Here is a 12,088-nt window from a genome sequence, read left to right on the forward strand (position 1 = left end):
GTCGTGAGCCGTCTTCTCCGCGGGCTCCGTCAGCAGGCCGTGCAGGTCGTGCAGCAGGTGCGCGGCCCCGTCCCCGGGCGCCGACTCGGCGTCGAGGTCAGTGATGTGGGCCCGGGCCGTCGGGTATTCGCTGAGGAGGGAACGGGCCGCGCCCGTCGCCGTCGCCGCCGTGGGCCGGATCTCCTCGCCGCCGAGGACGTCCGCGACGCCCACCGCGCCGATCAGCAGCCGCAGCGGGCGGCGCGGGAGGGCCTTGGCGGCGGCGCGCGCCAGCCACAGCAGGCTGTGGAACCCGCGGTCCAGGGCCGCCTCCGTGGCGGTCCGGGCCTGGTCGGGGCCGGTCGCGGTGAGGGCGTGCACCACCGGCAGCGGCCCGGTTTCGGCGTCCAATCCCCCCAGCAGTGCGGCCAGTTGGGCGGGGTCCGCCGGGTCGGCGGTGCCGGCGGTGCCGGGTGTGGGGGCACGGTGGGTGGCGGCGGGGTGGACGAGCAGGGCCCGGTGGCCCGCCGCCTCCAGCCGCTCGCGGAGGGCGTCGGCGAGCGGGCCGGGATCCGCCAGGACCAGCACCGTCGCGGGCGCCGGGGTGGTGGTGCGTGGTGGTGTGTGCTCGCGGCGCCAGACGGGGGCCAGGAAGTGCGGCTCCTGGGCGCCGGGCTCGGTGGCCGGGGCGGCGGCCGGGGTCGTGGGGGCCGCCGGAGTCGTGGGGGCCGCCGTGGTCGTGGCGGCCGGGAGCGCGGCGGCCCCGGCGTCGGGGCGCGCCGTGGGCCAGTGCTCGGTCCGCTGGAAGGCGTAGGTGGGCAGCCGCAGGACGCGGGTGCCCCGGGGGCGGGAGAAGGCGAGGTCGACGGTGAGGCCGTCCTCCCACAGCCCGCCCAGGACGGTCAGCCAGCTCCTGGCGGCGTCACCGTCCTCGGACACTGCGAGCAGGGGCACTTCGCCGGGGCGGCCGGTGACCGGCCCGGCGGCGAGGGTGAGCAGCGATGTGCCTTCGTCCCCGGCGAGCACGGCGGGGCCGACCGTCGTGTCGTGCGGTGCCTCGGCCGTACGCCGCCAGTGCCCCGGATCGGTCACCGGCAGGGTCTCCCCGTCGGCCAGGGCGCGCACGGTGACCCGGGGCGTGCCGTAGGTGAGGGCCCCGGCGCGCTCCACGCGGGCGGTGTCGTCGGGGGCGGTGAGGAGGGCGACGGCGTCGGTGAGGGTGAGGGCGTCCGCGGCGCAGGCGGCGGCGAGTTCACCGGGGCCGGCGGCCAGGATCGTGCCGGGGAGGTCGACACCGGCGGCCCGGAGGAGGGCGGTGCCGGCGTACGCGGCCGCGAAGGCGCGCAGCGCGGGGTCGGCCGTCAGGTCGCCCGTGCCCTGGGCGCGGGCGGCGTCGGCGCAGGCGTCCCAGGCGTCGCGGAAGGCGGGATGTGCCGCGCGCAGGGTGTCGGCGGTGGCCTGTGGCAGGCCGGTGCCCGGCAGGACCAGGGCGTAGCGGACGGGGGCCTCACGGGCCGCCCGCGCGGGAAAGTCCGCGCGCAGCGCGGCGACGGCGCCGGGCAGGTCGCGGCAGACGACGCTCCTGCGGTACGGGAACTGGGCGCGGCCGACGGCCAGGGTGTGCGCGACGTCGGCGGGGTCGAGGCCGGGGTGGGCGTCGAGGTGGTCGGCGAGGGCGCGGGCGTTGGCGGCGGCGGCATCCGCGGTGACACCGGAGACGGTGAGGAGCTGCCAGCCGGTTCCCCCGGCTCCCGCCGGTCCGGCGTCCTCCGCGCCGGTCTCCTCCGGTCCGGCCTCCTCGGCGACGGGGGCCGCCTCCACGACGAGGTGGGCGTTGGTGCCGGACCAGCCGAAGGAGCTGACGCCCGCCCGCAGGGTGCCGCCCGCGCCGTCGCCGACGGCTTCGCGGCGGGTGACGGGCCGTACGGGGCCGTCGAGGGCGACGTCGGCGTTGGGCTTCTCCAGGTGGAGGTTGGGCGGGAGTTCGCGTCCGTTCAGGGCCAGGACGGTCTTGACGAGTCCGGCCATGCCGGCGGCGGTCAGCAGGTGGCCGATGTTGCTCTTGACGGCGCCGACGTGCAGGGGGCGGCCGGTGGCGCGGTCGCCGAACACCTCGGTGAGGACGCCGTACTCGATGGCGTCGCCGAGGGCGGTCCCGGAGCCGTGGGCCTCGACGAAGTCGATCTCCTCGGCGCGTACCCCGGCGTCGGCGTGGGCGGCGCGGATGACGGCGAGCTGGGAGTGGCGGTTGGGGGCGGTGAGGCCGTTGCTGCGGCCGTCGGAGTTGGTGGCGGTGCCCCGGATGACGGCGTGGGGCCGCTGTTCGTCGGCGGCGGCGTCGGCGGCGCGGCGCAGCAGGACGGCGCCGCCGCCCTCGCCGACGGCGTACCCGTCGGCGGAGGCGTCGAAGGTCTTGGTGCGGCCGTCGGGGGCGAGCATGCCCATCTTGCAGGCGCTCAGGAAGAACTCGGGGCCGACCACCTCGTTGGCGGCGGCGACGAGGGCGTAGTCGCACTCCCCGGAGCGCAGCGCCTGCACGGCGAGGTGGGTGGCGACCAGGGAGGAGGAGCAGGCGGTGTCGACGGTGATGGTGGGGCCGCGCAGGTCCAGGTGGTAGGCGACGCGCCCGGCGGCGGCGCTGGCGGAGGTGCCCAGGCCGAAGTTGGGGTCGTCCAGGCAGCCGGGGCCCTCCAGCGTGATCTGGCGGATGCCGTACTGGGATTCGGCGAGGCCGAGGAAGACGCCGGTCCGGGTGCCGCGCAGGGATTCCGGGGAGATGCCCGCGTTCTCGACGGCCTCCCAGACCAGCTCCAGCACCAGCCGGTGCTGCGGGTCGAGGCGGAGGGCCTCGCGGGGGGTGTAGCCGAAGAAGGGGGCGTCCCAGCCGGTGATGGAGTCGAGGAAGCCGCCGCGCTGGGTGTAGGCCCTGCCGGGGGTGCCGGGGACGGGGTCGTGGTAGTCGGCGGCGTCCCAGCGGTCGGAGGGGACCTCGCGCACCGGGTCGGTGCCGGAGAGCAGGTGCCGCCAGAAGGCGTCGGGGCTGTCGCCGCCGGGGAAGCGGCAGCCCATGCCGAGGATCGCGACGGGCGCGTCGGACGCGGGGGCGGTCGTCACCGGGTGACCGGCGGCGTCGGCCGCGGTCCCGCCGAGGATCTCGCCGAGGACGTAGCGGGCGAGCGCGTGCGGCGTGGGGTGGTCGAAGACGACGGTGACGGGCACGTCGATGCCGGTGCTCTCGCACAGCGCGCCCCGGATCTCGACGGCGTTCTGCGAGGTGAGGCCGAGTTCGGTGAAGGCACGGCGGGCGGGGACTCCCCCGCCGTCGGCGTGACCGAGGACGGCCGCGACATGGCTGGTGACCAGCCGCAGGACAAACGGTTCGCGGTCGACCTCCGGCAGGGCGGTGACCTCGGCGCGGAGCCGGGTCAGGACGGCGCTCTCGGCCTCGGCGGGCGCGCCGGAGACCGGCGGGGCCGTCGCGGTGGGGTTCCGGCGCGGGATCAGGTCGAAGTAGGAGGTGGGGCGAACGGCGGTGTAGAGCGCCAGCAGTCGCTCCCAGTCGGCGGAGACGACGGAGGTGGCGGGCCGCCCGGAGCCGGTGACGCGGGCGAGGACGGAGAGCGCGGTGGCCGGGCGCAGCAGGTGCAGGCCGGGCCGGTCCTCCCACTGTCCGGCGACGGCGCCGTCGCCGGCCATGCCGGCACCGGCCCAGGGACCCCAGGCGAGGGAGGTGGCGGGCAGGCCGCGGGCGTGGCGGTGGCGGGCGAGAGCGTCCAGGACGGCGTTGGCCGCGGCGTAGTTGCCCTGTCCGGGCGAGCCGAGGGGGGCGGCGGAGGAGGAGAAGAGGACGAAGGCGTCCAGTTCGATCCCGGCGGCCAGGGTCAGCTCGTGCAGATGGAGCGCCGCGTCGGCCTTGGGCCCGAAGACGGTGGCGAGCCGCCGGGGGGTGAGCCCCGGCAGCAGGGCGTCGTCGAGGACGCCCGCCGCGTGGACGATCGCGGTCGGGGTGTGGCCGTCGTGGACGAGGGAGTCCAGGACGTCACGGAGCCCTTCGCGGTCGGAGACGTCGCAGGCGAGGACGGTGACGCGGTGGCCGTCCGCGGTGAGTTCGGCGCGCAGTTCGGTGGCACCGGGGGCGTCGGGGCCGCCACGGGAGAGCAGGACGACGTGGTCGGCGCCGTGGGCGGTGAGCCAGCGGGCGCACTGGGCGCCGAGGCCGCCGGTGCCGCCGGTGACGAGGACGGTGGCGCCCCGTACGGCGATCTGGTCGTCGTCGGCCGAGGTCAGGGCGGCGACGGCGGCGGTGACGGAGTCGCCGGTGGCGGGGCCGGGGGGCAGGTCGAGCACGCCGCCCCAGGAGCGGGGCTGCTCCAGCGCCGCGACGCGGCCGAGGGCCCATACGGGGGCCTGGCGGACGGCGGCGCCCTCTCCCCCGGTGCCCGCGTCGTCGGTGCCCTGGCCCTCGGCACCGGTGGCGACCGCGCCCTGGGTGGCGCACCACAGACGGGTGCCGTCCAGCGCCGCCACGGCCTGGATGAGGGCGAGCGTGGCGCCGATGCCGGTGGTGAGCGCGCTGTGCCCGGTCACCGGGGTGTCGTCGAGGGCGAGCAGGGACAGCACGCCGCCGGAGGTGTCGAGCGCGCGGAGCCGCTCGCCGAGGGTGCTCGCGGTGGCCGGGGCGCCGTCCGGGTCCACGCCGTTCGGGTCCACGCCGGGCTGGTCCTCGCCCGGCTGATCCTCACCGGACGCGTCCGCGACGGTCCCGCCGGTGGCGACGGGCAGGACGGCGGCGTCGAGGCCGTCGGCGAGGGCGCGGCTCCAGGGGTGGTCCTCCTGCCCGGCGGGAACGGCCAGGACCCATCCGCCGGGCCGGCGGGTGGTGCCGACGGCGGGGGTCAGCGGTTCCCAGCGCTCCTCGTGGCACCAGGCGGAGCCGCCGGGGGGCACGGGGTCGTGCAGCCAGTAGTCCTCGTGCTGGAAGGCGTAGGTCGGCAGGTCGACGGCGGGACCGGAGGCGGGGTGGTCGTCCAGGGTCCGTTCCCAGGCGACGGGCACGCCGTGGCCGTGGAGGCGGCCGAGCGCGGCGAGCAGGGCGGTGGGTTCGTCCTGGGCCGGGCGCCCGCGCCGGACGGGGCCGGTCACGGAGGTGACGACGGCGTGGGCGTCGGTGACGCCGAGCGCGGTGTGGGTGGCGAGGGAGGCGTCGGCGCCGAGTTCCAGCCAGGCGGTGGTGCCCTGGTCCTCCAGGGCCCGGACGGCGTCGGCGAAGAGCACGGGGTGGCGCAGCTGCCGGACCCAGTAGCCGGGGTCGGTCCACTCCCCGTCGGTGACGGGGCGCCCGGTGAGGGTGGAGACCGCCCGCATCCGGGGCTCGTGGAAGGTGACGGAGTCGAGGACGGCGCGGTAGGCGTCGAGCATGGCGTCCATGTGGGCGCTGTGGAAGGCGTGGGAGACGCGCAGCGCGGTGGCGCGCAGCCCCGCGTCGGTGGCCTCGGTGCGGACGGCCGCGATCCGGTCGGCGTCGCCGGAGACGACGACGGCCTGCGGGCCGTTGACGGCGGCGATCTCGACGCCGGGGTGGCCGGAGATCAGCTGTTCCGCCCCCGCCCGGTCGGTGCCGAGGGCGGCCATCGCGCCTCCCGCGCGCGCGAGTTGACGCATCAGGCGGGCGCGGGCGGCGACGACCCTGCAGGCGTCGGGCAGCGACCAGACGCCGGCGACGTGCGCGGCGGTGAGTTCGCCGATGGAGTGCCCCGCGACGGCGTCGGCGGGCAGGCCGAGTGAGGTGACCAGGGCGTGCTGGGCGGTCTGGAGGGCGAATAGGGCGGGCTGGGCGACGGCGGTGTCATCCAGCGGCCCGGCGTCGGAGCCGGCCGGTTCGCCGAGGACGGCGTCCCGCACGGAGTGGCCGAGGGTGTCGGCGAGTTCGGCGTCGAGGAGGGCGCACACCTCGTCGAAGACCCGGGCGAACTCCTCGTAGCGCTGGTGGAGTTGACGCCCCATACCGGGGCGCTGGCTGCCCTGGCCGCCGAAGAGGAGGGCGAGGAGGGGCCCGGAGATGAGTTCGGCGCCGCTGACGACCTCCGGCGCGGTGCCGCCGTCCGCGAGGGTACGGAGCCCGGCGAGCAGGGTGTCCCGGTCGGCGCCGAGGACGACCGCCCGGGAGTCGAGGCGGGCCCGGGTGGTGGCGAGGGCGCGGGCCACGGCGGACGGCGGCGCGTCGGGACGCTTCGTGAGGTGGTCGTGGAGGCGGCCCGCCTGGGCGCGCAGGGCGGCGGGGGTGGCGCCGGAGACCGGCCAGGCGACGACGTGCCCGGGCGCGTCCGGCCAGTCGGCGGGGGCCCGGTCGGGGGCCTGTTCGAGGATGAGGTGGGCGTTGGTCCCGCTGAGGCCGAAGGCGGACACCGCGGCCCGGCGGGGGTGTCCGGTGGCGGGCCAGGGCCGGGAGTCGGTGAGGAGTTCCACCGAGCCGGCCGTCCAGTCGACGTGTGAGGTGGGGGCGTCGGCGTGGAGGGTGCGGGGCAGGGTGCCGTTGCGCAGGGCCATGACCGTCTTGAGGACTCCGGCGGCGCCGGCGGCGCCCTGGGCGTGCCCGAGGTTGGACTTCACGGAGCCGATGTACAGCGGTTCGCCGTCGCCGCGTTCCCGGCCGTAGGTGGCGATCAGGGCGTCGGCCTCGATGGGGTCGCCGAGCGGGGTGCCGGTGCCGTGCGCCTCGACCGCGTCGACGTCGGCGGGGGTGAGACGGGCGTCGCGGAGCGCCGCGCCGATGACGCGCCGCTGGGAGGGACCGTGGGGGGCGGTCAGACCGTTGGAGGCGCCGTCGGCGTTGACGGCGGAGCCGCGGATGACGGCGAGGATGTTCCGGTTGTTCCGGACCGCGTCCGAGAGGCGTTCGACCAGCAGCAGCCCGGCGCCCTCGGACCAGCCGACGCCGCCCGCGTCGTCGGCGAAGGCACGGCAGCGGCCGTCGGGCGAGATGCCGCCGACGGCGGAGAACTCCACGAACAGCTCGGGCATGCTGACGACGGTGACCCCGCCGGCGAGGGCGAGCGAGCACTCTCCGGATCGCAGGGCCCGCACGGCCAGGTGCAGCGCGACGAGGGAGGAGGAGCAGGCCGTGTCCAGGCTGAGCGTGGGGCCCTCCAGGCCGAAGGTGTAGGCGATCCGGCCGGAGATGACACTGCTGGTGGTGCCGGTCAGGAGGTTGCCGACGAGCCCGGCGGCCTGCTGGTTGCGGCCGTAGCTCTGGCCGATGGCGCCGATCCACACCCCGGTGTCGGTGCCTTTGAGCGAGGTCGGGTCGACTCCGGCGCGTTCGAGGGTCTCCCAGGCGACCTCCAGGGATATCCGCTGCTGCGGCTCCATGGCGAGGGCCTCGCGCGGGGAGATGCCGAAGAGCCCGGCGTCGAACGCGGGCGCGTCGTAGAGGAAGTGCGCGCGCGGAGCGGTGATCCGGGTGGCGTTGTCGGGGTCGGGGTCGAAGTAGCGGTCGAGGTCCCAGCCACGGTTCTCCGGGAAGGGGCCGAGGGTCTCGCCGCCCTCGTCGACGAGCCGCCACAGCTCCTCGGGAGAGGTGATGCCTCCGGGGAACCGGCAGCCCGCGCCCACGACGGCGATCGGCTCGTGACCGCTGTCCCGCAGTCTGCGCAGCTCCTTGCGGGCCTCCCGCAGGTCGACCGTGGCGCGCTTGAGGTAGTCGAGGTACTGCTTCTCGCTGGTCATCGTGGGGGCTCTCCTTGTGTGGTCGGCGGCTGCCGACGGGTGCCGAAGATCGCTGACGTCCCCGCGCGGTCCCCGCCGGCCGGGGCGGGGACCGCGCGGGGCGGAGGCTCCGGGCGCGGCCCCGGCCGGGCCGCCACCGGCCGGGGCGGCCGGCCCTGGCTCACCGGAGCCGGTCGCGTCTTCGCTTCCCCTCGGCGGCGGACGACGGGCGAGTCCGCCTCACGCCGAACCGAGTTCGTTGTCGAGCAGGGCGAACAGCGCCTCCGCGTTGGCGTCGGCGACGTCGTTGTGCGAGGCGTCGCCACCGGAACGGGCCGCCGCCCACAGCGACAACAGCCGTCGCAGCTCCGGCTCGACGCCGGAGAAGGCGTCGTCGCCCGCGTCCGCCTTGGTGAGTTGCTCCTCCAGCCGCGCGATGCTCTCGCGCAGCGGCGCCGCCGGGTCGCGGGGCGCCGCTCCGTCCGCGGCGCCGTCGGCCGCCTGTTCACCGAACAGCTCGGTGACCAGCAGGGTGGCGATGGCCTGCGGGGTGGGGTGGTCGAAGACCAGGGTGGCGGGCAGCCGCAGCCCGGAGGCGGCGGCGAGCTGGTTGCGCAGTTCGACGCCGGTGAGGGAGTCGAGACCCAGCTCGGTGAACGGCTGCTGCGGGCGGATCCGGCGGGCGTCGGCGTGGCCGAGGACCCGGGCGAGCAGCGAGGTGACCATGTCGAGGACCTTGCGCTGCCGTTCGGCGGGCGGGACGGCCCGGATCTCCTCCAGCCAGGCGCCGCCGGCCGCGTCGCCACCGGCGTCGGCCTGCCGCCGCACGGTGCGGCGGACGAGGCCGCGCAGCAGCGCGGGCAGCGCCCCTCCCGCGGCCTCCAGACGGGCGGTGTCCAGGGTGAGGGGGACGACGGCCGGCACGGCGGAGCGCAGCGCGGTGTCGAAGAGGGCGAGGCCGCGCTCGGGGGTGAGGGGGGTGAGGCCGCCCCGGGAGAGCCGGAGCAGGTCCTGCTCGGAGAGTTCACCGCCCATGCCGGTGCCGGCCCACAGCCCCCAGGCCATGGAGGTGGCGGGGAGCCCGTCGCGGGCGCGCTCGGCGGCGAGGGCGTCCAGAACGCCGTTGGCGGCGGCGTAGTTGCCCTGGCCGGGTGAGCCGAGGACACCGGCGGCGGAGGAGAAGAGGACGAAGGCGGCGAGGTCGAGGTGGCGGGTGAGGTCGTGGAGGTGGCGGGCGGCGTCGGCCTTGGGCGCCAGCACCCCGTCGATCCGTTCGGGTGTGAGGTCGGTGAGGACGCCGTCGTCGAGGACACCGGCGGCGTGCACCACCCCGGTCAGCGGGGCGCTCTCCGGTATCGCCTCCAGCAGCGCCCGCACCTGTTCCCGGTCCGAGACATCACACGCCTCCACGACCACCTCGGCACCCGACTCCGCCAGCCGCTCCCGCAGTTCGGCAGCACCCGGCGCCTCGATCCCACGCCGCGAGGTCAGCACCAGCCGCCGCACCCCGTGCGACTCCACCAGCCGCGACGCCACCGCCGCGCCCACACCACCGGTACCACCGGTCACCAGCACCGTACCCGTACCACCCAGCACACGCGGCACCGTCAGCACGACCTTCCCCACATGCCGCGCCTGACTCATGAACCGCATCGCCTCAGCAGCCCGCCGCACATCCCAGCACGTCAACGGCAACGGCTGGAGGGCGCCGTCCTCGAAGAGCTTCCGCAGTTCGGCGAACATCTCGCCCATGCGCTGCGGACCGGCCTCGACGAGGTCGAAGGAGCGGTAGTCGATGCCGGGGGGCATCCCGGCCGGGTCGCGCAGGTCGGTCTTGCCCATCTCCACGAAGCGTCCCCGGCCGCCGAGCAGCCGCAGGGAGGTGTCGATGAACTCGCCCGCGAGGGAGTTGAGGACGACGTCCATCTCCCCGAACCGTTCGCCGAACTCCAGGTCGCGGGAGGAGGCGATGTGCTCGCCGTCGAGCGGCAGCACCCGCTGCTTGGCGGGGCCGGCCGTGGCGAACACCTCGGCCCCGGCATGCCGGGCCAGCTGCACCGCCGCCATGCCCACCCCGCCGGCGGCGGAGTGCACCAGCACCCGCTCCCCAGCCTTCAGGCTCCCGAGGTCGAACAACCCGTACCAGGCGGTGAGGAAGGTGACGGGGACGGTCGCCGCCTCCGCGAAGGACCAGCGCTCCGGGAACCGGCTCCACATCCGGTGGTCGCCGGTCACCTCGGGGCCGAAGGACCCGGTGCACAGGCCCATGACGCGGTCGCCGACCGCCAGCCCGGTGACCTCCGGGCCGGTCTCGGTGACGACACCGGCGGCCTCCATGCCCAGGGGCAGCGGCTCGCCGGGATACATCCCGAGGACGGTGAGCACATCACGGAAGTTGACGCCCGCGGCCCGCACCGAGACCCGCACGGCGCCGGCCGGGAGCGGGCCGGCGTCGGTCTCCCCGGGGTCGACGGGCTGGGGGGAGACCCCGTCGACGCGGCCCCGCCCGTCGTCCCGCAGCCGCCACGGCGTGGTGGGGAGCGGGGCGAGCGCGGGCGCTTCGACGGTCGCGAGACGCGGCAGCCAGACGGCACCGTCGCGCACCGCGGACTGCGGCTCGCCCGCCGCCAGGGCGCGGGCGGCCAGCTCGGGCAGCGCGTCCTCGGGCGTACCCGAGGGCACATCGACGAGCAGGACACGGCCGGGGTGTTCGGACTGGGCGGAGCGCACCAGGCCCCACACGGCGGCCGCGTCGCCGGTGGCGGGTTCGCCGCCGGAGCCGACGGCGGCGCCCTGCCGGGTGACGACGGCGAGCCGTGCCTCGGTCAGGCGCTCGTCGGTCAGGAACGCCCGCAGGAAGGCGAGGGTTGCGTGCGTGGCGCCGCGCACGGCGGCCGGCGCCTCGGACCCGCCCGACGGGGCGGGCCAGAGCACGACCCGCGGCCCCGGGGGCAGCGCGGCGAGGGCGTCGGCCCCGGCGCCGGTCTCCAGGACGCTCCACTCCGGTCCGTCCTGGGTGTCGTCGGCGGGGGCGGCGGAGGTCCACTCGACGGTGTACAGCGGGTCGTCGCGCAGCGCGGCCTCGGCCCTGCGGGCGGCGGCGGCCTCGCCGACGCGGCTGACGGCGCCGGTCAGCAGCGGCGCGCCGTGGGTGTCGGTGAGGGTGACGTGCAGGACGCCGGAGTCGTCGTGGCGGACCTCGGCCCACGCCTCGGCTGCTCCCGAGGCGTGCAGCCGGAGGTCGCTCCAGTCGGCGGCGACGGTGTCGGCGTCGGCCAGTCCGGCCTGCCGGACCGCCTCCCAGGCGCCGTCGAGGAGCGCGGGGTGGATGCCGTGGCGGGCGGCGTCGCGGGCGTGGGCGGGCGGCAGGACGAGGTGGGCGCGGGCGATGTCGCCGTCGCGGCGCAGGGTGCGCAGGACGCCGTCGTCCGGCACCGGGAGTTCAGCGCCGTCCCGCCGGGTGTGCGTCGCGGGGACGGCGGGGTCGGAACCGCCGCGGGCGGTGAGGGCGGCGGTGGCGTGGCAGCTCCAGTCGGCGGCGCCCTCGGGGCGGGCGTGGACGGTGGCGCTGCCACTGCCGTCCTCGCCGGGCGGCGAGAGGACGACCCTGAGGTGGACATCGGTGCCCGGCGGTACGACGAGGGGGACGCCGCTCTCCAGGGAGGCGAGGGTGTCGTAGCCCGCTTCGTCACCCGCGCGGACGACGAGGTCGACGAAGGCGGCGGAGGGGACGGCGGGGTGGTCGGCGAGCCAGCTGTGGGCGGCGCGCGACAGACGTCCGGTGAGGACGGTGCCGCCGCCGTCGGGCAGGTCCAGTGAGGCGCCGAGGACGGGGTGGTCGGTGGCGCCGAGGCCGAGGCCGCGGACGTCGACCGTGCCTCCACCGCCGCTCATCCAGTAGCGGTCGCGTTGGAAGGGGTAGGTCGGCAGATCGGTCCTGCGCCCACCACCCAGCAACGGCGACCAGTCGACCGCCACCCCATGACAGTGCAACCGGCCCAACGCCGCCAGCACACCCACCGCCTCCCCACGGCCCTTCCGCAACACCGGCACCGCACACAACGACTCCGCCCCCACACCCACCAACGACGTCAACGTCGCATCCGCACCCAACTCCAGCACCGCGGACACACCCAGACCACCCAACGCCGCCACGTTGTCCCCGAACAACACCGCCGACCGCAAATGCTCCACCCAATACCCCACCTCACCCCAACGATCCGCCACCCCACCCGACACATTCGACAACCCCGTCACCACCGGACGCCGAAACTCAACCCCCTCCAACACCCCACGAAACTCCTCCAGCACCGGCTCCATCCGCACACTGTGGAACGCATGCGACACCCGCAACCTCCGCGCCCTCCACCCCCGCTCCCCCGCAGCCACCACCACAGCCTCAACC

Annotated in this window: 2 protein-coding genes; both read right to left on the minus strand. The window is 76.5% G+C overall.

Annotation, left to right across the window (positions count from 1 at the left end):
• Nucleotides 1-7,704, minus strand: a 7,704-nt coding sequence (locus tag E0D90_RS17540; RefSeq protein WP_130799187.1) for a type I polyketide synthase, incomplete at its 3' end; no start/stop codon positions are given.
• Nucleotides 7,705-7,923: 219 nt separating this feature from the next.
• Complete coding sequence (locus E0D90_RS17545) at nucleotides 7,924-11,661, minus strand: SDR family NAD(P)-dependent oxidoreductase (RefSeq protein ID WP_130799188.1); 3,738 nt, start codon at nucleotides 11,659-11,661, stop codon at nucleotides 7,924-7,926.
• Nucleotides 11,662-12,088: the final 427 nt, after the last annotated feature.

It is taken from the genome of Streptomyces otsuchiensis (assembly GCF_004305975.1).
Taxonomy (GTDB): domain Bacteria; phylum Actinomycetota; class Actinomycetes; order Streptomycetales; family Streptomycetaceae; genus Streptomyces; species Streptomyces otsuchiensis.